At 71.3% G+C, this 19,669-nt stretch carries 18 protein-coding genes; 12 read left to right on the top strand and 6 right to left on the bottom strand.

The genetic code is table 11. From position 1 onward, the window contains the following. Positions 1 to 76: 76 nt before the first annotated feature. Positions 77 to 1,960, bottom strand: coding sequence for an ABC-F family ATP-binding cassette domain-containing protein (locus ACFFIC_RS12265; RefSeq protein WP_377050660.1), 1,884 nt, complete (start codon positions 1,958 to 1,960; stop codon positions 77 to 79). Between the two features lie 166 nt (positions 1,961 to 2,126). Here ACFFIC_RS12265 and nhaA point away from each other — a divergent pair, with 166 nt between their 5' ends. The 3 genes from nhaA (at position 2,127) to ACFFIC_RS12250 (ending at position 4,595) form a co-directional block, all read left to right on the top strand. Next, positions 2,127 to 3,317 carry a Na+/H+ antiporter NhaA gene (gene nhaA, locus ACFFIC_RS12260; protein WP_377050658.1) on the top strand — a complete coding sequence of 397 codons (1,191 nt, stop codon included), beginning with the start codon at positions 2,127 to 2,129 and terminating at the stop codon, positions 3,315 to 3,317. A gap of 98 nt (positions 3,318 to 3,415) precedes the next feature. Further along, complete coding sequence (gene ndk / locus ACFFIC_RS12255; RefSeq protein WP_377050656.1) at positions 3,416 to 3,838, top strand: nucleoside-diphosphate kinase; 423 nt, start codon at positions 3,416 to 3,418, stop codon at positions 3,836 to 3,838. Between the two features lie 172 nt (positions 3,839 to 4,010). Further along, complete coding sequence (locus ACFFIC_RS12250) at positions 4,011 to 4,595, top strand: hypothetical protein (protein WP_377050654.1); 585 nt, start codon at positions 4,011 to 4,013, stop codon at positions 4,593 to 4,595. 93 nt (positions 4,596 to 4,688) lie between these two features. Here the strand turns inward: ACFFIC_RS12250 and ACFFIC_RS12245 are convergent, their stop codons facing one another. Beyond that, positions 4,689 to 5,699 (bottom strand): Bug family tripartite tricarboxylate transporter substrate binding protein, encoded by a 1,011-nt coding sequence (locus ACFFIC_RS12245; RefSeq protein WP_377050652.1) that lies wholly within the window; start codon positions 5,697 to 5,699, stop codon positions 4,689 to 4,691. Positions 5,700 to 5,795: 96 nt separating this feature from the next. Here ACFFIC_RS12245 and ACFFIC_RS12240 point away from each other — a divergent pair, with 96 nt between their 5' ends. Together ACFFIC_RS12240 and ACFFIC_RS12235 are read left to right on the top strand one after the other, a co-directional pair. Beyond that, positions 5,796 to 6,275 (top strand): GNAT family N-acetyltransferase, encoded by a 480-nt coding sequence (locus tag ACFFIC_RS12240; protein WP_377050650.1) that lies wholly within the window; start codon positions 5,796 to 5,798, stop codon positions 6,273 to 6,275. A 113-nt stretch (positions 6,276 to 6,388) separates the two neighbouring features. Further along, positions 6,389 to 7,261 (top strand): SDR family oxidoreductase, encoded by an 873-nt coding sequence (locus tag ACFFIC_RS12235; protein ID WP_377050648.1) that lies wholly within the window; start codon positions 6,389 to 6,391, stop codon positions 7,259 to 7,261. Here the strand turns inward: ACFFIC_RS12235 and uraD are convergent. Further along, complete coding sequence (gene uraD, locus ACFFIC_RS12230; RefSeq protein ID WP_377050646.1) at positions 7,258 to 8,025, bottom strand: 2-oxo-4-hydroxy-4-carboxy-5-ureidoimidazoline decarboxylase; 768 nt, start codon at positions 8,023 to 8,025, stop codon at positions 7,258 to 7,260. The genes ACFFIC_RS12235 and uraD overlap by 4 nt on opposite strands. Positions 8,026 to 8,187: 162 nt before the next feature. Here uraD and ACFFIC_RS12225 point away from each other — a divergent pair, with 162 nt between their 5' ends. Together ACFFIC_RS12225 and ACFFIC_RS12220 are read left to right on the top strand one after the other, a co-directional pair. Continuing rightward, complete coding sequence (locus tag ACFFIC_RS12225) at positions 8,188 to 9,357, top strand: zinc-dependent alcohol dehydrogenase (RefSeq protein WP_377050644.1); 1,170 nt, start codon at positions 8,188 to 8,190, stop codon at positions 9,355 to 9,357. A 29-nt stretch (positions 9,358 to 9,386) separates the two neighbouring features. Continuing rightward, complete coding sequence (locus ACFFIC_RS12220; RefSeq protein WP_377050642.1) at positions 9,387 to 10,175, top strand: SDR family NAD(P)-dependent oxidoreductase; 789 nt, start codon at positions 9,387 to 9,389, stop codon at positions 10,173 to 10,175. A gap of 220 nt (positions 10,176 to 10,395) precedes the next feature. Here ACFFIC_RS12220 and ACFFIC_RS12215 read toward each other — a convergent pair whose 3' ends face one another. After that, complete coding sequence (locus ACFFIC_RS12215) at positions 10,396 to 11,004, bottom strand: DNA polymerase ligase N-terminal domain-containing protein (RefSeq protein WP_377050640.1); 609 nt, start codon at positions 11,002 to 11,004, stop codon at positions 10,396 to 10,398. 311 nt (positions 11,005 to 11,315) lie between these two features. Here ACFFIC_RS12215 and ACFFIC_RS12210 point away from each other — a divergent pair, with 311 nt between their 5' ends. Continuing rightward, positions 11,316 to 12,293, top strand: coding sequence for a glycosyltransferase (locus ACFFIC_RS12210; RefSeq protein ID WP_377050638.1), 978 nt, complete (start codon positions 11,316 to 11,318; stop codon positions 12,291 to 12,293). Then, the gene (locus tag ACFFIC_RS12205) at positions 12,290 to 13,675 is read left to right on the top strand and encodes a hypothetical protein (protein ID WP_377050636.1); all 1,386 of its coding nucleotides are present in this window, start codon (positions 12,290 to 12,292) and stop codon (positions 13,673 to 13,675) included. The genes ACFFIC_RS12210 and ACFFIC_RS12205 overlap by 4 nt, the downstream gene beginning before the upstream one ends. 25 nt (positions 13,676 to 13,700) lie before the next feature. Here ACFFIC_RS12205 and ACFFIC_RS12200 read toward each other — a convergent pair whose 3' ends face one another. Beyond that, on the bottom strand, positions 13,701 to 14,723 hold the full coding sequence (locus tag ACFFIC_RS12200) for an LLM class flavin-dependent oxidoreductase (RefSeq protein WP_377050634.1): 1,023 nt from the start codon (positions 14,721 to 14,723) through the stop codon (positions 13,701 to 13,703). After that, positions 14,724 to 16,388, bottom strand: coding sequence for an NAD(P)/FAD-dependent oxidoreductase (locus ACFFIC_RS12195; protein ID WP_377050692.1), 1,665 nt, complete (start codon positions 16,386 to 16,388; stop codon positions 14,724 to 14,726). An 88-nt stretch (positions 16,389 to 16,476) separates the two neighbouring features. Here ACFFIC_RS12195 and ACFFIC_RS12190 point away from each other — a divergent pair, with 88 nt between their 5' ends. The 3 genes from ACFFIC_RS12190 to ACFFIC_RS12180 form a co-directional block, all read left to right on the top strand. Continuing rightward, entirely contained in the window at positions 16,477 to 18,066 is a 1,590-nt protein-coding gene (locus ACFFIC_RS12190; RefSeq protein ID WP_377050632.1) for a lyase family protein, read from the top strand. Between the two features lie 64 nt (positions 18,067 to 18,130). Next, positions 18,131 to 19,165, top strand: coding sequence for a zinc-dependent alcohol dehydrogenase family protein (locus ACFFIC_RS12185; protein WP_377050630.1), 1,035 nt, complete (start codon positions 18,131 to 18,133; stop codon positions 19,163 to 19,165). Positions 19,166 to 19,311: 146 nt separating this feature from the next. Beyond that, a partial coding sequence (locus ACFFIC_RS12180; RefSeq protein WP_377050628.1) for an alpha/beta fold hydrolase occupies positions 19,312 to 19,669 on the top strand: 358 nt, incomplete at its 3' end.

Here is a 19,669-nt window from a genome sequence, read left to right as displayed (position 1 = left end):
CGCCCCGCTCCCATCCGAAAGACGAGCCTGCGCCCACCCCGGGGCCGGTTTCAACAGGCGCGGGCGGGGGCGGCCCTCAGGCCGCCTCCAGCTTCTCCGACAGCTCCAGCCACTCCTCCTCCAGCTTGTTCAGCGTGGAGGCGATCACCGCCCGCCGCGTGTTCGCCCAGGCGATGTCGGCCGGCTTGAAGCGCGCATAGGTTTCGGTGTTGGAGAGCTTCTTCTCCAGCAGCCGGTCCTCCAGCTTCAGCTTCTCCATCCGCGCCTCCACCTCGCGCACGCGCTCCTTGATCGGCGCCAGCGCCGCCCGGGCCGCCGCCCGGCTCGCCGCCGTGGGCCGGGCCGGCGCATCGGCATCGCCGCGGGACGCCGCGCGCGCCTCGCTCCGGGCGTCCCGCGCCCGCCCGGCCAGCCAGGCCCGGTAGTCCGCCAGGTCCCCGTCGAAGGGCTTCACCTGCCCGTCCGCGACCAGCCACAACTGGTCGGCGGCCAGCTCCACCATGTGCGGGTCGTGGGTGATGATCACCACCGCGCCCTTGTACTCCGCCAGCGCCCGGACCATCGCCTCGCGCGCGTCGATGTCCAGGTGGTTCGTCGGCTCGTCGAGGATGAGAAGCTGCGGCGCGTCGCGCGTGGTCAGCGCCAGCAGCAGCCGCGCCTTCTCGCCGCCCGAGCAGTCGCTGATCTTCGTCGTCGCCCGGTCCACGTCGAGGCCGAAGCGCGCGAGCTGCCCGCGCACCTGGGTGATGGTGGCCTTGGGCATCACCGCCTGCATGTGCGTCAGCGGCGTCCCGTTCGGGTCCAGGGCCTCCGCCTGGTGCTGGTCGAAATAGCCGATCTTCAGCCGCGGCGTCCGCCGCACCTCGCCCGAACTCGGCTCCAGCTTGCCCGCGATCAGCTTCGCCAGCGTGGACTTGCCGTTGCCGTTGGCGCCCAGCAGCGCCACCCGGTCCTCCTGGTCCAGCCGCAGGCCGAGCCCGCTCAGGATGGTGCGGTCCCCATAGCCGACGGAGGCGCCGTACATCGTCAGGATGGGCGGCGCGACCTCCACCGGGTCGGGGAACTCGAAGCGGGTCGGCCCGTCCTCCACCACGGACAGCACGGGCGGCAGCTTCTCCAGCGCCTTGATGCGCGACTGCGCCTGGCGCGCCTTGCTGGCCTTGGCCCGGAAGCGGTCCACGAAGGCCTGCATGTGCGCGCGCTCGGCCATGATCTTCACGTTGGCGGCCGCCTGCTGCGCCATCCGCTCCGTGCGGATGCGCACGAACTCCGAGTAGCCGCCGGGATAGGTCGTGATCTTGCCCCGATCCAGGTGCGCGATGCTGTCCACGCACTCGTCCAGCACCTCCCGGTCGTGGGAGATGATGATGGCGGCACCCGGGAAGCGCTTGATCCAGCCCTCCAGCCAGATCGTCGCCTCCAGGTCCAGGTGGTTGGTGGGCTCGTCCAGCAGCAGCAGGTCCGGCTCCAGCGACAGCGCGCAGGCCAGCGCCACGCGCATCCGCCAGCCGCCCGAATACTCCCGCACCGGGCGCAACTGGGCCGCGCCGTCGAAGCCCAGCCCCGCCAGCACCGCCCCGGCCCGCGCCGGCGCCGCATCGGCCCCGATCGCGATCAGCCGCTCCTGCACCTCGGCCACCCGCGCGGGGTCGCCGTGCTCCATCTCGGCCAGCAGCGCCGCGCGCTCCGTGTCGGCGGCCAGCACCGTGTCGATCAGCGAAACATCGGTCCCCGGCTGCTCCTGCGCCACATGCGCCATGCGCGCCCGGGCCGCGATGCGGATCTCCCCTCCATCGGGGGAAAGGGCGCCGGTCAGCGCGCGGAACAGCGTGGACTTCCCCGCGCCGTTCCGCCCGACGAGGCCCAGCTTCCGGCCGGGGTCGAGCTGCAGGCTGGCATTGTCCAGCAGGGTGCGCCCGGCCATGCGGATGGTCAGGTCGCGAAGGGCGAGGACGGTCATGCCGGCCCTTCTAAACCGCCGCGAAGGCCGATGAAACGCCGCATTGTGCATTGCGGTCGCGCGCCCGCCGCCGGAGGGGGCGCCCGCTCGCCGCCCTTGCGGCCGGCGCGCCGCGTGCTAGGCCATTGCCAGCGCAGGAGAATCCGGAGGGGGAACAAAGCGGACCATGGACCAGGCCCACCACCATCCCCCGCCCAGCGCGCTGCGCCGCTTCCTCGCCTCCGAAGCCTCCGGCGGCCTCGTGCTGATGGGCGCCGCCGCCCTGGCGCTGGTGATCGCCAACACGCCGCTGAACGCCACCTACCAGGCGGTGCTCCATGCCCGGCTCGGCCCGCTGAGCACCGAGGAATGGATCAACGACGGCCTGATGGCCCTCTTCTTCCTGTTCGTGGGCCTGGAGATCAAGCGCGAGGCCATCGACGGCCAGCTCGCCACCTGGCCCCGCCGCGCGCTGCCCGGCCTCGCCGCCGCGGGAGGGATGCTGGTGCCGGCCCTCATCTACCTCCTGGTCAACCCCGCCGAAACGGCGCACGGCTGGGCCATCCCCACGGCCACCGACATCGCCTTCGCCCTGGGCGTCCTTTCTCTTCTCGGGAAGCGCGTGCCCGCCTCGCTCCGCGTCTTCCTGGCGGCGCTGGCCATCATCGACGACCTCGGCGCCGTCGCCATCATCGCCGTGTTCTACACCGGCGGCCTTTCCGTGCCCGACCTCGCCGCCGCCGCCGCAGTGGTCGCGGCGCTGGCCGCGATGAACCGCCTGGGGGTGCTCAGGCTCTGGCCCTATCTCGCGCTGGGGGCCGTGCTCTGGGTGCTGATGCTCCGCTCGGGTGTCCATGCCACGCTGGCGGGGGTGTTCCTTTCCCTCGCCATCCCTCTCCGCCACCGGCCCGGCGCCACGGATGACGAGAGCCTGAGCCCGCTGCACCGGCTGGAGCACCGCCTCGCCGTGCCCGTCGGATTCGTCATCGTCCCCATCTTCGGCCTGGCGAATGCGGGCGTGCCCTTCCTCAACCTGCCCGGCGAGGCCCTCCTCGCCCCGGTCACCCTCGGCGTCGGCCTCGGGCTGCTGCTCGGCAAGGCCGTGGGCGTCTTCGCCGCCGCCACCCTTGCCGTCCGGCTCGGCCTCGCCGACATGCCCGCCTTCGCCAGCCGCACCCAGCTCTTCGGCGTCGCCCTCCTCTGCGGCATCGGCTTCACGATGAGCCTCTTCGTCACCCTTCTGGCCTTCCCCGGCGACCCGCTCCTCCAGGCGGAGGCCAAGATCGGCATTCTCGGCGGCTCCCTCCTCTCCGGGCTGCTCGGCTACGCGCTGCTCCGGGTCGCCCCGCGGGACGTCCCGGCCACGCCGTCGCGGTAGGACCCACCCCCCGCCAGGGCAGCCCCGCGCGCAACCCCCTTGCCGAGAATCCCCCGCGCCGCTACCGCCCCACCACACCAACAAGGAAACCCGCCGCCATGGCCACCGAGCGCACCTTCAGCATCCTCAAGCCTGACGCCACCCGCCGGAACCTGACGGGCAAGATCAACGCCGTCTTCGAGGAGAAGGGCCTGCGGATCGTTGCCCAGCGCCGCATCCAGATGACCCAGCAGATGGCCGAGACCTTCTACGGCGTCCACAAGGAGCGCCCCTTCTTCAAGGACCTGGTCTCCTTCATGACCTCCGGCCCGGTTGTCGTGCAGGTGCTGGAAGGCGAGAACGCGGTGGCCGCCAACCGCGAGATCATGGGCGCCACCAACCCGGCCAATGCCGCCGAGGGCACCATCCGCAAGCTCTTCGCCGAAAGCATCGAGGCCAACTCCGTCCACGGCTCCGACAGCCCGGAGAACGCCGCGACCGAGATGGCCTTCTTCTTCGCCGGGCACGAGATCGTCGGCTGACGCGAGCAGGGCCGGGGGAACAAGCCCCTGGCCCCTTCTTCTTTTCGCCCGCCGCGGCAATGAGTGCTTCGCCGCCGGGGGAACACGTGTCACCAATCGTGGCGCACCCCCCGACGGACCGGAACACCATCTTGCCAAGGACCATGGCCACGAGCCCGGATCAGCGCCACCCATGACGGAAAACCTGGCCGAGGCCCCAGCGGCCGCCACGGAATTGCTTCACCTGAGCCCGGTGGAAAACCGCGCCGAGGTGCGGAGCCAGTTCCGCCGCTGGCGCACCGCGCTGGCCGCCGACAAGCGCTTCCCCGCGGCCGGCAAGCCCGAGCCGGCCGAGGAGGCCGAGGCGGTGAAGGACGGCTTCCAGTGGAAGCTGACCCTGCGCCCCAAAGGTCTGGCCGCGCTCGACTTCAGCATCCGCCTGAGCGAGATCTCGGCCTCCTACACGCCGCTGGACCGCAACAACCAGGCGGCGATCGGCCGCGACCGCACCGATGGCAGCCACTACATCCTGCGCCAGTGGTACGACACGAAGCGCATCGGGAGCCGGGCCCTGAACCTGGAGGCGCTGGCCAAGTACCAGGCCCCGCGGACCGCCGAGCTGCTGCACGCGGAGTCCAAGCCCAATCCCGGGCGCGGCCGGCTGTACATCGTGGTCGCCCGCCTGAACGATACGGACGAGGCGATCGCCGAGCAGACCTACGCGGCGCTGGAGGCCTTCCACCGCGTCGCCGCCGCGGCGCGCGCCGACTTCGTGTGAACCGGCACGGCCCTCGCGGCGCATGCGCCGCGCGGGCCGCCCCATCGAACGCCGGCGCGTCCGGGAAGGGGCGCGGGGCCCCGGTCCCTTGCCTCAGCCGAAGCTGATCCCCGTATCGCGCATCAGCCCCTGCACCAGCGCCCGCTCGCTCACCAGCCGCTTTGCCAGGCCATCGGCATCCGCCGGGACGGCCGAGGCCCCCATCGCCGCCAGGCGCCGCCGCACCTCCCCGTCCCTGGTCGCGAACTCCACCGCCTGCTCCAGCCGCCGCCGGACCGGCTCGGGCGTGCCCACGCGGCAGAACATCGCGTTCCAGCTCGTCAGGTCGAAGCCCGGGAAGCCCGATTCCGCGATGGTCGGAACCCCCTCGATCCCGCCCCGCCGCTCGCCCGAGGTCATGGCGATCGGCCGCGCCCGCCCGGCATCGATCACCGGCTGAAGGGAATTGGCGGAAAGATACCCGGAGGGCAGCGTCCCTCCCGCCAGGTCCCGCGCCACCTCCGCCCCGCCGCGATAGGGAATGTGCTCCATCCTGATGCCGGAGCGGTGCGCCAACAGCGCCCCCGCCAGGTGCCCCGTGTTCCCGACCCCCGGCGACCCATAGGCCAGCCCCTCCGGCGTCGCCCGCGCGCGGTCCAGGTATCCCTTCAGGTCCGTGATCCCCGCCGAGTTCGGCACCGCCAGGATATAGGGCACCTCCGCCACCATCCCGACCGGCACGAAGTCGCGCTCGTAGTCGAAGGGCAGGTTGCGGTTGATGAACTGCGCGATCACGAAGGAGGCCGCATCGAACAGCAGCGTGTGCCCGTCCGCCGGCGCCTGCATGATCTGCCCGGCCGCCAGCGCCCCGCCCGCGCCGGTGCGGTTCTCCACCACCACCGTCTGCCCCAGGAACTCCGCCAGCTTCGGCTGGATCAGCCGGGACATGGTGTCGGAATTGCCGCCGGCGGCGAAGGCGATCACCACCCGGATCGGCCGGTTGGGAAAGCTGCCCTGGGCCAGCACCGCCGGTGCCGCCAGAACACCGCCCAGAACACCGCCCAGCACGCCGCCCGCCAGCAAGCCCAGGCCGCGGCGCCCGATCGGTGAAGCTATTTGGGGCATCGAACGTCCTCCATGACATGCCGGGCCCTTGGCGGGCCCCTCTCCAGCGCCGATCCTGCGCCCGCCCGCAGCCCGGGTCGAGTTCAGGAGCCCGCGATGACATCTCCCACCCTCCGCCCGCTGCGCGCGGAAGAAATGCCCGCCCTCGTCGCCATGCAGGCCGCCTCCTTCGCGGCGCTGGCAACCGCCTACCCGCCCAGCCTGGTCCCCGCCTACACCGCCATGCTGCAGGCCCCCGGCTACGCCGCCGAAGTCGCCGAAAGCGATGTCTGGGTGGCGGAAGGGGAGGGGGGTGCCCTTCTCGGCAGCGCCGGATGGCTGGGGCAGGGGGAAGGGCTGGGCCGCATCCGCAAGGTCTTCGTCCATCCCACCGCCGCCCGCCGGGGCCTGGCCACCCGCCTGGTCCAGGCCGCCGAACACCGCGCCCGCACGGCGGGCCACACCCGCTTCACCCTTCGTGCCTATCTGAACGCCGTCCCTTTCTATGAAAGTCTCGGCTACGCCCCCGACCGCCCGGGCGAGCGCCCGCTGCCGGGCGGGCTTTCCATGCCCGTCCTTTTCATGCGCAAGGCCTGATTTCTGCCGGACCACATAGGTTAATCAATCACTTAACCGTCCATTCTGTTCCGTCGGACGAAACTGCCTCCGCATCCGGCCCGTTCTCCCGGCTCGCCCGAAGGACCCGCCCCATGCCCGACGACCAGAAGACCCCCCAGCGCCCGCAACACCAGGACCGCCAGCCCGGCATCGAGGCCGAGATGACGCCCCGGCCCCAGTCCTCGATGGAGAACTGGAAGGCCTCCGGCAAGCTGGAGGGCAAGAAGGCCCTCGTGACCGGCGGCGACTCCGGCATCGGCCGCGCGGTGGCCATCGGCTTCGCCAAGGAAGGCGCCGACGTCGTGATCTTCTACAAGGACGAGCACGAGGACGCGGCCGACACCAAGCGCCTGGTGGAGGCCGCCGGCCGGCGCTGCGAAACCATCGCCGGCGATGTCGGCGAGATCGCCTTCGTGCGCGACGCCGTCTCCCGCGCCGCGCAGTTCCTCGGCGGGCGCATCGACGTGCTGGTGAACAACGCCGCCGAGCAGCACGAGAACAAGGACTTCGCCACCATCGATGAGGCCCAGGTCGAGCGCACCTTCCGCACCAACATCTTCGGCTACTTCTGGGTGGCCAAGAACGCGCTGGCGCACATGCCGGAGGGGAGCACGATCATCAACACCACCTCCGTCACCGCCTACAAGGGCAGCCCGCAGCTGATCGACTATTCCAGCACCAAGGGCGCCATCCTGGCCTTCACGCGCAGCCTGTCGCAGCAGCTGTTCGAGAACCGCAAGATCCGCGTGAACGCCGTGGCACCCGGCCCGATCTGGACGCCCCTGATCCCCGCCAGCTTCACCGACGAGGAATCGGCCAAGCACGGCTCCTCCGCCAAGATGGGCCGCGCCGGACAGCCGGACGAGGTGGCGCCGAGCTACATCTTCCTCGCCTCCGAGGCGGACAGCTCCTACATCAACGGCCAGGTGCTGCACCCCAATGGCGGCGACGTGGTGAACGCCTAGGCCTCCAGCCGCCACCCCTCCGCCCCGCGCAGCAGGCGGAGGCAAAGGTCCCGCCCGGGATCGCGGATCGCGAAGGGCAGCACGGCCCCCGCGATCCGCAGGGCGTAATGCCCGGCCCTGAAGGCCTCCCCCTCCAGCAGCCGGGCCTTGCCCTCCACCCGCCAGGTGCCGGCGGCCACGCCCTCCGCCTCCAGAACCATCTCCGGCGCCGGTTCCTCCACCCGCAGCACCAGCGCCCCGCGCGGCGGCGTGGCGTCCGGGGCCGCCACACGGGCCGCCAGCCGCAGCCGCGACACGTGGCCGACCTCGTCGAGCGCCGCCGCCCGCTCCTCCGCCGTGCCGCGTTCCAGCCGCGCCCGGAACCGGCGCAGCACATCCGCCGCCGTGTGGCGCCGCAGGCAGATCATGAAGGGAATGCCGTGCCGCGCCCGGTAGGCCGCGTTCAGCCGCGACACCTCCTCCGCCCCCGCCGCATCCCCCAGCCCCGCCCCGCCCTGCTCCTGGCGGGAGGCCTCCGTCAGCCCCGCCGGCAGCGCCCCCGCCGCCAGTTCCGGATGCCCGTTCAGGAAGCGCCGCCGCTCCTCCTCCCCGGCCGCGCGCACCGCCGCCATCAGCCCCGCATGGAGCGCCTCCACGCTGCCATAGGGGCGCCCCGCGGCCGCCCGCGCGGCCACCCAGGGCGCGTGCTCGAACACCCCGTCCAGCGCACGGGCGAAATCCCCGGCCGCCATGCCGTTCAGCTCATCCAGTCCAGGCCGCCCCATCCCGCCTCCCCCGCTTCCATGCGGCCGCCGCCCTCGCCGGACGGCCCCGTGTTCTATTGTGCAGCATTACCCGCCCCTGGCGCGTTGATCCCGCGCAACAGCCCCCCTGGCGCCTCCCCCCCCAGGCGGCGCAGCCCGCCCCACGCAGAAAAGGACTTCCGCATGAGAGCGATCACCTGGCACGGCAAGAACGACATGCGGTGCGACACCGTGCCCGACCCCAAGATCGAGGATGGCCGCGACGCCATCATCAAGGTCTCCTCCTGCGCCATCTGCGGCTCGGACCTGCACATCATGGACGGCATGATCCCGGGCATGGAGCGCGGCGACATCGTCGGCCACGAATGCATGGGCGAGGTCGTCGAGGTCGGCAAGGACAACAAGAAGCTGAAGGTCGGCGACCGAGTGGTGATCCCCTTCACCATCTCCTGCGGCGAGTGCTTCTTCTGCCAGAAGGGCTTCTTCTCCGGCTGCGAGCGGTCCAACCGCAACGCGAAGACCGCCGAGAAGCTCTGGGGCCATTCGCCGGCCGGCCTCTTCGGCTATTCCCACATCCTCGGCGGCTATGCCGGCGGGCAGGCCGAATACGTGCGCGTGCCCTACGCCGATGTCGGCCACATCAAGGTGCCGGATGGCATGACGGACGAGCAGGCGCTGTTCCTGTCCGACATCTTCCCCACCGGCTACATGGGCGCCGAATTCTGCAACATCCAGGGCGGCGAGACGATCGCCATCTGGGGTTGCGGGCCCGTCGGCCAGATGGCCATCCGCAGCGCCTTCCTGCTCGGCGCCGAGCGCGTCATCGCGATCGACACCGTGCCCGAGCGCCTCGCCATGGCGCGCGCCGCCGGCGCCATCACGCTCGATTTCCACGACGTGGATGTCTACGACGCGATCCAGGAGCTGACCAAGGGGCGCGGCGCCGACGCCTGCATCGATGCCGTGGGCACCGAGGCCGATGGCACCGCGAGCTTCGATTCTGTCATCGACCGCATCAAGGTCGCGACCTTCATGGGCACCGACCGCCCGCACGTGCTGCGCCAGGCGATCCACTGCTGCCGCAACTTCGGCGTCGTCTCCATCATCGGCGTCTACGGCGGCCTGCTGGACAAGATCCCCTTCGGCTCCGCCATCAACCGCGGCCTGACCTTCCGCATGGCCCAGACCCCCGTGCAGCACTACATGCCGATCCTGCTGGAGCGCATCCAGAAGGGCGAGATCGACCCCTCCTTCGTGATCACCCACACGGCCTCGCTCGAGGAAGGCCCCGATCTCTACAAGACCTTCCGCGACAAGAAGGACGGCTGCATCAAGGTCGTCCTGAAGCCCTGATCCCTCTTTCCTTCCAAGGAGAACCCATCATGGCCCAGGCCATCCGTCCGCTCGCGCTCGTCACCGGTGCTTCCACCGGCATCGGCCGCGAACTCGCCAAGGAAGCGGCCAACCACGGCTACGACCTGCTGATCGCCGCCGACGAGCCGGAGATCGAGGCCGCCGCCACGGAACTCCGCGCGCTCGGCGCCAATGTGGACACCGTGCAGGCCGACCTTTCCACCACGGAAGGCGTGGACAAGCTCCTCGCCGCCGTGCGCGGCCGCCCGGTGGAGGCGCTCCTCGCCAATGCCGGCCGCGGCCTCGGCCACGGCTTCCTCGACCAGGACTTCAACGAAGCGCGCCAGGTCGTGGACACCAACATCACCGGCACGATCTACCTGATCCACAAGGTCGGGCAGGAGATGCGTGCCCGCAACGCCGGCAAGATCCTCATCACCGGCTCGATCGCCGGCTTCATGCCCGGCAGCTTCCAGGCGGTCTACAACGGCACCAAGTCCTTCCTGAACTCCTTCTCCTTCGCGCTGCGCGACGAGCTGAAGGACACGGGCATCACCGTCACCTGCCTGATGCCCGGCCCGACCGAGACCGAGTTCTTCGAGCGCGGCGAGCTGATGGACACCTCCGTCGGCCAGGCCAAGAAGGACGATGCCGGCATGGTCGCCCGCGTCGGCTTCGAGGCCATGCTGAAGGGCGAGGGGGACGTGGTCAGCGGCTGGAAGAACAAGATCCAGTCCGCCGTCGCCAACGTGCTTCCGGCCGGCGTCACCGCGGCCCTTCACCGCGGCATGGCCGAGCCCGGCAGCGGCAAGCAGTAGCCCCGGCGGGAACAAACAGCGCGAATGGGAGGTCCAGGCCTCCCGTTCACGCCTTCTTCGGCAGGGCGCGTGCTGCCCGCCGACTCCGTCGGGCGCCCGCAGCAGGGACAGCGGCCGGCCCGCGATATCGGCAGCAACCGGGGCGCGACCGCCTCCAGGTACCGGGCCAGGTCGAGCGTCGTGATGCCCGCCTCCGACCGATAGACCCGCTCCGGACGCGTCAGCGCGATGCCTGCGACCATTGCCCCGGCCGCCTTCGCCTGGGGATCCTTCCGGGCGCCGGGCTTCCGGGGCTCGGGCTTCGCCGTCGCCACCCTGCCCGCGATGGCCGCCATGTCCCGCCCCGTGCTGACCGAAGCGGCAGCCTCCTCCAGCAGCGCGCCCCCCGCGCCGGGCCGCGTGATCGCATCCGCACGAGGTGCCAGCCGCCCCGCAGCCGCTCTCCATCCAGCCTGAAGCGCAGGCGCCCCGCCTCCGGATCATCCGATGCCGGCGTCCAGGTCCCCCGGTCCCACAGCATCACCGTGCCGGCGCCATAGCCCTCCGCGATGCGGCCCTCGAAGCGCCCGTATTCCAGCGGATGGTCCTCCACCTCCTCGGCCAGGCGCTTATCGGCCGGATCCAGGCTCGGGCGCCGCGTCACCGCCCAGGATCGCAGCACCCCGCCCAGTTCCAGCCGGAGGTCCTGATGCATCCGCGTGGCGTCGTGCTTCTGCACCACAAAGGAAAGCCGCGCCCCCGCACCCCGCGCGGGCGCCAGCCCCTCCGGCTCCGGGGAGCGGCGGAAGTCGCGCCTTGCGCGATACGTGGCAAGCGGATCACCGGCCATGACGCAAGGGCAACGCCGATTCCACCCCGCGGGTTCCGCCGCGCGGGCCGGACCGGCTGCCTGCCCCCGTGCGGCAGGCGCAGGGCCGGGACCAACCCGTCGCAGCGGCCGAGAGGTAGCTGGAGCCGGCGCCGCCGCAGCTTCCTGGGCAGAGATGCTTCTCTCAAGCCAAACCCACCCCGTTGGATTGTCTCAATAATATTAAAAATATATATTACTGACGCAAAATTCATTACGGCCTGAACATTTCTACGGATACTCCGGTGCTGCGGCCGTCCTGCGTTGCCCCAGCCGCTCCGAGGAGTTGATGCATGTTTACCCCGACCAAGCTCGGTCCGGTGCCACGCGTGGCCGTGCTCGTTCCCTGCTACAACGAGGAAGCAACGATCGCGGACGTGGTGCGCGACTTCTCCGCAGCCCTCCCGGGCGCCACCGTCCATGTCTACGACAACAACTCCAACGACCGGACGGTGGAGCGGGCCCGGGCGGCCGGCGCGGTCGTGCAGCACGAACCGCTGCAAGGGAAGGGCAACGTCGTCCGCCGCATGTTCGCGGACATCGAGGCCGACGTGTACCTCCTCGTGGACGGGGACGGCACCTACGACCCGAAGATCGCCCCCGAGCTCGTCCGGCGCCTCTGGAGCGAGCATCTGGACATGGTCAACGCCGCGCGCGTCACCGACATCGCCGCCGCGTACCGGCGCGGGCATCGCTTCGGAAACAGGCTCCTGACAAGCCTGGTCGGGTCCATCTTCGGCAGCCGCATCAACGACATGCTCTCGGGCTACCGGGTTTTCTCCCGCCGCTTCGTCAAGAGCTTTCCCGCGCTTTCGTCGGGCTTCGAGACGGAGACGGAACTCACGGTGCACGCGCTCGAACTGCGCATGCCCATCGCCGAGGTGAAGTCCGCCTACAAGGACCGGCCGGAAGGCTCGGTCAGCAAGCTCCGCACCTACCACGACGGCTTCCGCGTGCTGCGGATGATCGTCCGCCTCGTGAAGGAGGAACGGCCCCTCGCGCTGTTCGGGTCCATCTCGCTCGCGTTGTTCCTCGCATCCCTGGCGATGATCGCCCCGGTTCTCCTGTTCTTTCTCGAAACGGGCCTCGTGCCCCGCCTGCCCACGGCGCTTCTCGCAACCGGCACCATGGTTCTCGCATCCCTGAGCCTGGTCTGCGGCGTGATCCTCGACACCGTCACCAATGGCCGGCGCGAGATGAAGCGCCTCAGCTACCTCGCCATACCCGCCGCCGGCTCCTACGACAGGCTCCGGGTGGACGCGCACGAATGACGGCCCGGACGCTGCACGCCTTTCCCTTCGTTGCCATCGCCATCCCGGTTCTCCTCGGCCTGATGCTCGCCATCGGCTACGCGGATGCGAATGCGGGCCTTGGGGAAACGGGGCGCGCGGCGGTCAGCCTGCTGAACACGGGGCTGCTGGGCAATCCGTACCTCATCCCCACCGGCCCCACCGCCCATGTGTCGCCGGTGCACACCGGCTATCTGGCGGCCGTGTTCCTGCTGCTCGGCGAATACACCCATGCCGCGCGCATCGCCCTGAGCGTCGTCTGCACCGCGCTCTGGGCCGCCAGCACCTATTACGTCCTGCGCATCGGCCAGATCCTGCGGTTCGGCCGGCCGGGCATGGCGGTGGCGATCCTCCTCACCTGCCTCGTCCCGGTCTACCTGAGCGAGTCCGTCGTGGACTGCCGCCAGTGGGACCAGCCCTTCAGCGCCTTCCTGCTGATCTATGCCCTCTACCGCGTCCTGGGCAGGGAAGCCGACGGCTCGCTGCGCGCCACCGTCGCGGCCGCGGTTCTCGCGGGCGTCGGCACGCTCCTTTCCCCCGCGCTGCTGCCGCCGATGCTTTTCGCCCTCTGGTTCGCGCTCCCCCGCCGCCAGGGATACCGCCCCGCTTTTCTGGCCATCCTCGTGGCGGCCTCGATCATGGCGGCCTTCCTGGTTCCCTGGGGCATCCGGAACGCCGGGCAGATCGGCGCCTTCACCATGACCCGCTCCAACTTCTGGCTGGAGATGGCGGTGGGCAACAACGAGCAGTCGCGGGGCGATTCCGGTTCGTCGAACCTGGACGCCATCCACCCCTTCACCTCGGAACCATCGGCCCGGACCATCGCCCGCGCCGGCGAGATCGAGTTCATGGGGCTGATGCGCGAGCGTGCGCTGGCCTGGATCAGCGAACACCCTCTTTCCTTTGCCGGGCTGAGCTTGGCACGCGCCGTGCTCGTCTTCTTTCCGACGCAGGGCATGATCCCCTGGGTGCCCGTGCTCGGCACGGCCCTCGCCTGGTACTACTACGCCGCCTTCGGCGCCGCGAAGCTCCTCAGCCTGCTGGTGGTCGCAGCAAAGGACCGCAACCGCCTCGTCTGGCTCGCCTTCACGCTCCTGCCGCTGGCGCCCTACACGCTGACGCATGTGAACGTGCGCTACCTGTTCGTCGTCTTCTTCCCGAGCGCTTGCCTGATCGCCTTCGTGGCGGACCAGGCCTGGGTCAGGCTTGCAGGGGCGCTGCGAACGGCACCCGGCGCACCGCCGGGCGTGCCTTCCAACAGCGGATCTGCCCTGCCGGAGGCGACGGATCAGCATCGCTCCTCGCCAACCGCCCTGCGGCGCGCACCCGAGAGGCGGCGAGACCTGGTCCCGGAAGAACGGTGAGGCTCCTGAAAGCCGGCGCTTCCGACTAGGCCAGCATGTCCTTGACCATCGGCACCACCGTGCCGCCATACAGCTCGATGCTCCGCATCATCCGCTCATGCGGCAGCGTCCCCGCGCTGTACTTCATCTCGAAGCGCGACAACTCCAGCGCGCCCACCGTCGCCGCGATCCGCCGCGCCACCGTTTCGGGCGAGCCGAGATAAAGCGAACCGCCCGCGATCTCCCGCTCGAAGTCCTCCGGCCGCGCCGCCGGCCAGCCGCGTTCCGCCCCGATCCTGTCGCGCGACGCCTTCCAATGCGGCCAGAGTTCCTCCCACGCCTGGGTGTCGCTATCGGCCACATAGCCGTGCGAGTGCACGCCCACCGGCTGGGCTCCCAGCCCGAACTGCGCCAGCGCCTGGTGGTACAGGTCCACATAGGGCCGGAACCGCGCGGGATCGCCGCCGATGATCGCCAGCATCATCGGCAGCCCGTAGCGCGCCGCCCGGATCACCGATTTCGGGCTGCCGCCCACGCCCACCCAGGCGCGCAACGGCCCGTTCTCCACCGGCGGGAACACGCGCTGGTTCACCAGCGGCGCGCGCACCGTCCCCTCCCAGCTCACCGGCTCCCCCGACCGCACGGCCGCGAAAAGATCCAGCTTCTCCTCGAACAGCGTCTCGTACTGGTCCAACTCGAAGCCGAACAGCGGAAAGGACTCCGTGAAGGAGCCTCGCCCCAGGATCACCTCCGCCCGCCCCGCCGACACCGCGTCCAGCGTCGAGAAGCGCTGGAACACCCGGATCGGATCGTCCGAGCTCAGCACCGTCACCGCCGATCCCAGCCGGATGCGCGACGTCCGCGCCGCGATCGCCCCCAGCACCACCTCGGGCGCGGAGATCGCGAAGTCGTCGCGGTGGTGCTCGCCCACCCCGAAGAAGTCGATGCCCAGCCCATCGGCCAGCACCGCCTCCTCCACCAGGTTCCGGATCACCTGCGCCTGCGGCAGCGCCCGCCCGTCCGGCCCCAGCGTGACATCCCCGAAGGTGTCCAGCGCGAACTCCACCATTCAGCCCCCGTTCCCTGCCGGCACCATGGCGGCCCCGCCCAGGACCGAAACCCCCGAAAGGCTCGCCGCCACCGCCTCCGCCGCCCGGATGCCGTCCACCCCCGCGGACAGGATGCCGCCCGCATAGCCCGCGCCCTCGCCGGCCGGGAAAAGCCCGGGCGTGTTCAGGCTCTGTCCGGTCTCGTTCCGCCGGATCCGCAGCGGCGAGGAGGTGCGCGTCTCCACCCCCGTCATCACGGCATCCTCCATGGCGAAGCCCCGGATCTGCCGGTCGAAAGCCGGCAAGGCCTCGCGGATGGCCGCCACCGCGAAGTCCGGCAGGCACAGCGCGAGATCCGTCGGCGTCACGCCGGGCTTGTAGGAGGGCACCACCGCCCCGAGCGCCGCCGAGGGCCGCCCCGCCAGGAAATCCCCCACGCGCTGCGCCGGCGCGCGATAGTCGCTGCCCCCCGCGACGAAGGCCCGCTCCTCCAGCTCCCGCTGCAAGGCGATCCCCGCCAGCGGCCCACCGGGATAGTCCCGCTCGGGCGTGATGCTCACCACGATCCCCGCATTCGCGTTGCGCTCGTTGCGCGAGTACTGGCTCATCCCGTTCGTGACGAGGCGCCCGGGCTCGGAGGCCGCCGCCACCACCGTGCCGCCCGGGCACATGCAGAAGGAATACACCGCCCGCCCCTCGGCCTCGGGCCTCGTGCAGTGGTGCACCAGCTTGTAGTCCGCCGCCCCCAGCACCGGATGCCCCGCCTGCGGCCCGAAGCGGCAGCGGTCGATCAGCCCCTGCGGGTGCTCGATCCGCACGCCGACCGAGAAGGGCTTCGCCTCCATGAACACGCCGCGGTCGTGCAGCATCGCGAAGGTGTCGCGCGCCGAATGCCCGACCGCCAGCACCACGTGATCCGCCTCCAGGAAGGACCCGTCCGAGAGATGCAGCCCGCGCACGCGCCGCTCCGCATCCAGCGCCACGTCCTCCACCCGCGTCCCGAAGCGGTATTCGCCGCCCAGCGCCTCGATCCCCGCCCGCATGTGCTCCACCATCGAGACCAGCCGGAAGGTCCCGATATGCGGCTTGGAGACATAGAGGATCTCCTCCGGCGCTCCCGCCCGCACGAACTCCTCCAGCACCTTGCGGATGCGGTTCGCGTTGTCCCCGATCCCGCTCCACAGCTTCCCGTCCGAGAAGGTGCCCGCGCCGCCCTCGCCGAACTGCACGTTGGACTCCGGCGTGAGCACGGAGCGCCTCCAGAGCCCCCAGGTGTCCTGCGTGCGCTGGCGCACAACCCGCCCGCGCTCGACCAGGATGGGCCGCAGCCCCATCTGAGCGAGGATCAGCATCGCGAACAGCCCGCAGGGCCCGGCGCCCACCACCACCGGGCGCAGCCGCGGCGGGGCAGGGGGCGCGGCCGGCAGGCGGTATCGCGTGTCCGGCGTCACCGAGACGTGCCGGTGCCCGTCCAGCCCCACCAGAACCGCCGCCTCGTCGCGCAGCGCCACGTCGAGCGTGTAGATCAGCGTGATGGCCCCGCGCCGGCGCGCGTCGTGCCCACGGCGGAAAATGGAGATGTCCAGCACATCCGCGGGCGGCACGCCCAGCCGCGCGACCACGGCATCGCGCAGCGCGTCGTCGGCGTGGTCGAGGGGAAGCTTGATCTCGGTGAGGCGCAGCATGGCGGCGGGGATATAGGGTGGGCGGCGGTCGAATGATACACGGGCGCCCACGCGCTGCGGCCAAAGGCCCGGCCTGGGAGGAAAAGCCATGCGCCCCTGGATCATGAGCCTCGGAGTGGCCGCCATCTGCGCCGCGACAACACCGCTTTCCGCCCAGCCGGCGGGGCAGCCAGCCAGCCAGGCGCCCGGCCAGGGCGCCACCCAGGCCGCCACCCCGGGCACCCCGGCGCCCGCCCCCGCCGCCCCCCGGCGCGACCCCTTCTTCTGGCTGGGCGAGATCAACAAGGCCAGCACCGTCATCAACGCCGAGGAAGGCCTGCTGGACCCGGCGCTCGCCCCCCGCATCGCCGCCGGGCTGAACCAGGTCCTGCGCGCGGGCGACCAGCCCAACGGCCGCCGCCCCAGCCTGGTCATCACCTTCGAGCCCCTGCTGATCGAGGCCGCGGGCGTGGAGGCCACGCTGCTGCATGCCGGCCGCTCCAGCCAGGACATGCTCGCCACCGTCCGCGCCGCCATGCAGCGGGACGAGTTGCTGCGGATGGCGGAGGCGCTCCGGCGCACCACCGAGACCATGCTCCGCCTGGCCGAGGCCCATGCCGGCACGGTCGTGCCCAACTACACCAACGGCGTGGCCGCCCAGCCCAACAGCTACGGCCATTACCTGCTGGGCCACATCGCCGGGCTGGAGCGCGACGCCCAGCGCCTGCGCGAGGCCTTCGCCCGCCTCGACCGCTCCCCCATGGGCACCACCGTGCTCAATGGCACGAGCTGGCCGTTGAACCGCGACCGCATGGCGCATTACCTCGGCTTCCCCGGCACCGTGGAGAACGCCTACGACGCCGCCCAGATCGCGGCCGCCGAGATGCCCGTCGAGATCGGCGCCGTCGCGACCGGCATCGCGCTGCACGCCGGCGCCTTCGTCGAGGACGTCATGACCCAGTATGCCGGCCCGCGCCCCTGGATCCTCCTGCAGGAAGGCGGCGGCAACACCTACGTCTCCTCGGCCATGCCGCAGAAGCGCAACCCCGGCCTGCTCAACGACACGCGCGCCCAGGCCTCCCGCGTGGTCACGCTCGGCATCGGCCGCGCCATCCAGGGCCACAACATCCCGCCGGGCATGAGCGACGCCAAGGGCGTGGCCGACAACACCGCCGTCACGGCCGGCGCCACCACCCTGCTGGACCAGTGGGACCGCGTGCTGAAGGCCCTGGTCATCAGCCCCGCGCGCGCGCTGGAGGAACTCAACAGCGACTGGACGGCATCGCAGGAGATCGCGGACGTGCTGATGCGCAAGTACCGCCTGCCCTTCCGCGTCGGCCACCACTTCGCCTCCGAGGTGGTGGACCACGCCAAGGCCCACGACATCCGCCCCGCCGACTTCCCCTACGCCGAGGCGCGCCGCATCTTCGGCGAAACCCTGCGCGAGATGCGGCTTCCCCCCGCCGAGCTGCCCATGGGCGAGGCCGAGTTCCGTGACACGCTCGACCCCGTCGCCATCATCCGCAACCGCGCGACGGCCGGCGGCCCCCAGCCCGCCGAGATGTCCCGCATGCTGGCCGCGGCGCAGGCCCGGCTGGCGGCCCAGTCCGGCTGGATCAACGAGCGTCGCGGGCGGATCGACGCCGCCCTCGCCGGGCTGGACGGCGATTTCGGCCGCATCCTCGCCCGCGCCCCATAACGGCGGCCCGGCGCATGACGCCGCCACCCATCCCGTTCCCCGGCGTTACGCCGGGGAACCCGCGATGGAGACGACGATGAAGGCAATGGTGGTACGCGCGCCCGATGCGACCGGGCAAGGCGGGCTGGACCGGATCGAGCTTGCCGACCGCCCCGACCCGGGCCCCCCCGGCCCCGGGCAGATCCGCGTCGCCCTCCACGCCTCCTCGCTCAACTTCCACGACCTCGGCGTCGCCTCCGGCCAGATGCGCGCCGCCGATGGCCGCGTGCTGATGGCCGACGGCGCCGGCGTGGTGGAGGCCGTGGGCGAGGGCGTGACCGACTTCGCCCCCGGCGACCACGTCGTGTCCTGCTTCTTCCCGGACTGGCAGGACGGCCCGCCTACCATCGCCGACTTCTCCCGCACCCCCGGGGACGGCATCGACGGCTTCGCGCAGGAGTTCGTCACCCTGCCCGCCACCGCCTTCACCCGCGCGCCCCATGGCTTCAGCCACCTGGAGGCCGCCACCCTCACCACCGCGGGGCTCACCGCCTGGCGCGCCCTGGTGGTCGATGGCGGCCTGAAGCCCGGCGACACCGTGCTGGCGCTCGGCACCGGCGGCGTCTCGATCTTCGCCCTGCAACTGGCCAAGCTCGCCGGCGCCCGCGTCATCATCACCTCCTCCTCGGACGAGAAGCTGGAGCGCGCCCGCGCGCTGGGCGCCGACAACACGGTGAACTACCGCAGCACCCCCGAATGGGGCGCCCGCGTGCGCGAACTGACCGGCGGGCGCGGCGTGGACCACGTGGTGGAGGTCGGCGGCCCCGGCACCCTGCCGCAATCCATCCAGGCCGTGCGCGTCGGTGGCCACATCTCCCTGATCGGCGTGCTCACCGGGCGCGGCGGCGAGGTCCCCACCTCCCTGCTGATGGCGAAGCAGGCCCGGCTGCAAGGCCTGATCGTGGGAAGCCGCCGCCAGCAGCAGGATTTCGTGCGCGCCCTCGACGGCGGCGCGCTGCGGCCGGTGATCGACCGCACCTTTCCCCTGGAAGCCCTGGCCGATGCCTTCCGCCACGAGGAAGGCGCGAGCCATTTCGGCAAGATCGGGGTGGAGTGGTAGGCCGGCCCCACGGCGAACCGCGCCCGGCGCGTTGACGCGGGCCTCTCCTGCCCCTCGCTTTCGCCGTACCCTCATCGGTGCCAGCCTGGACCCCGGCAGGGCCGGCTCGTGCCGGCCGCCAGGGAACAGTTGAAAAGGGGACGGAGATGAAAGCGCATCCGGCAGGTCGGCGGCACGCGATGGGATGGGGAGCGGCCGCCATCGGCCTCGGTCTGATGCCCGTGGCGGCCGCCCGGGCACAGCAGGCGCCCGCGCCGGCGGAACGGGCGGCCTATGTCCCGCGCTTCGTCACCTCGCCCGACGGCGTGCGGCTTGCGACCTACGAGTTCGGCAATCCGCAGGGCCCCGCGATCCTGTTCCTGCACGGCTTCGCCCAGGCCGCCCTCTCCTGGGACCGGCAGTTGCGGGACCCGGAACTGGCCCGCGAGTTCCGCATGGTGGCGATCGACCTGCGCGGCCATGGCATGAGCGCCAAGCCGGAGGGTGACGCCTTCTACAAGCCGG

This window comes from Muricoccus vinaceus, assembly GCF_042433125.1.
Classification (GTDB): Bacteria; Pseudomonadota; Alphaproteobacteria; order Acetobacterales; family Acetobacteraceae; genus Roseomonas; species Roseomonas vinacea.
This window is presented reverse-complemented; position numbering and strand designations above follow the sequence as displayed.

Coding starts and splice junctions, on each gene's coding strand:
- uraD (WP_377050646.1), bottom strand. CDS start 8,025: ATGGGGCGGCCTGGACTGGATGAGCTGAACGGCATGGCGGCCGGGGAT.
- ACFFIC_RS12245 (WP_377050652.1), bottom strand. CDS start 5,699: ATGCCCCAAATAGCTTCACCGATCGGGCGCCGCGGCCTGGGCTTGCTG.
- ACFFIC_RS12205 (WP_377050636.1), top strand. CDS start 12,290: ATGACGGCCCGGACGCTGCACGCCTTTCCCTTCGTTGCCATCGCCATC.
- ACFFIC_RS12190 (WP_377050632.1), top strand. CDS start 16,477: ATGCGCCCCTGGATCATGAGCCTCGGAGTGGCCGCCATCTGCGCCGCG.
- ACFFIC_RS12265 (WP_377050660.1), bottom strand. CDS start 1,960: ATGACCGTCCTCGCCCTTCGCGACCTGACCATCCGCATGGCCGGGCGC.
- ACFFIC_RS12215 (WP_377050640.1), bottom strand. CDS start 11,004: ATGGCCGGTGATCCGCTTGCCACGTATCGCGCAAGGCGCGACTTCCGC.
- ACFFIC_RS12225 (WP_377050644.1), top strand. CDS start 8,188: ATGAGAGCGATCACCTGGCACGGCAAGAACGACATGCGGTGCGACACC.
- ACFFIC_RS12195 (WP_377050692.1), bottom strand. CDS start 16,388: ATGCTGCGCCTCACCGAGATCAAGCTTCCCCTCGACCACGCCGACGAC.
- nhaA (WP_377050658.1), top strand. CDS start 2,127: ATGGACCAGGCCCACCACCATCCCCCGCCCAGCGCGCTGCGCCGCTTC.
- ndk (WP_377050656.1), top strand. CDS start 3,416: ATGGCCACCGAGCGCACCTTCAGCATCCTCAAGCCTGACGCCACCCGC.
- ACFFIC_RS12200 (WP_377050634.1), bottom strand. CDS start 14,723: ATGGTGGAGTTCGCGCTGGACACCTTCGGGGATGTCACGCTGGGGCCG.
- ACFFIC_RS12235 (WP_377050648.1), top strand. CDS start 6,389: ATGCCCGACGACCAGAAGACCCCCCAGCGCCCGCAACACCAGGACCGC.
- ACFFIC_RS12220 (WP_377050642.1), top strand. CDS start 9,387: ATGGCCCAGGCCATCCGTCCGCTCGCGCTCGTCACCGGTGCTTCCACC.
- ACFFIC_RS12240 (WP_377050650.1), top strand. CDS start 5,796: ATGACATCTCCCACCCTCCGCCCGCTGCGCGCGGAAGAAATGCCCGCC.
- ACFFIC_RS12250 (WP_377050654.1), top strand. CDS start 4,011: ATGACGGAAAACCTGGCCGAGGCCCCAGCGGCCGCCACGGAATTGCTT.
- ACFFIC_RS12210 (WP_377050638.1), top strand. CDS start 11,316: ATGTTTACCCCGACCAAGCTCGGTCCGGTGCCACGCGTGGCCGTGCTC.
- ACFFIC_RS12185 (WP_377050630.1), top strand. CDS start 18,131: ATGGAGACGACGATGAAGGCAATGGTGGTACGCGCGCCCGATGCGACC.